Source organism: Neisseria sp. P0021.S006, assembly GCF_051956895.1.
Window position 1 is genome coordinate 1 of record NZ_JBQCWZ010001296.1, and the last position, 435, is coordinate 435.

Genomic DNA, 435 nt, shown 5'->3' on the forward strand with positions numbered 1-435 from the left:
GAGATGGGCGACAAAGCGCACGTCGGGTTTGTCTATGCCCATGCCGAACGCCAAGGTCGACACCACGATAATATTGTCTTCATGCGTAAAGCGGCGTTGGTTTTCCTCGCGCACGTCCATGCTCAAACCGGCATGATACGGAATCGCCTCCAAGCCGTTTTCACACAAAAACTGCGCCACATCCTCGACTTTTTTGCGGCTCAAACAATACACAATGCCGCTTTGCCCATGCATCTGCTTGCGGATGAAATCCAACAATTGTTTTTTGCCATTATTTTTTTCGATAACCTGATAATAAATATTCGGACGGTCAAAGCTGGAGATAAATTCGGGCGCATTGTCCAAGTGCAGATAATGCTTGATGTCGGCGCGCGTGGCCGCATCGGCGGTAGCGGTCAGGGCGATGCGCGGGACGTTCGGATAGCGTTCGGCAAG

At 51.5% G+C, this 435-nt stretch carries 1 protein-coding gene; it reads right to left on the bottom strand.

Annotated elements, in window-relative coordinates; all coding sequences use genetic code 11:
* Nucleotides 1-435, bottom strand: a 435-nt coding sequence (locus tag ACTHUM_RS19965; protein ID WP_440404002.1) for a helicase-related protein, incomplete at both ends; no start/stop codon positions are given.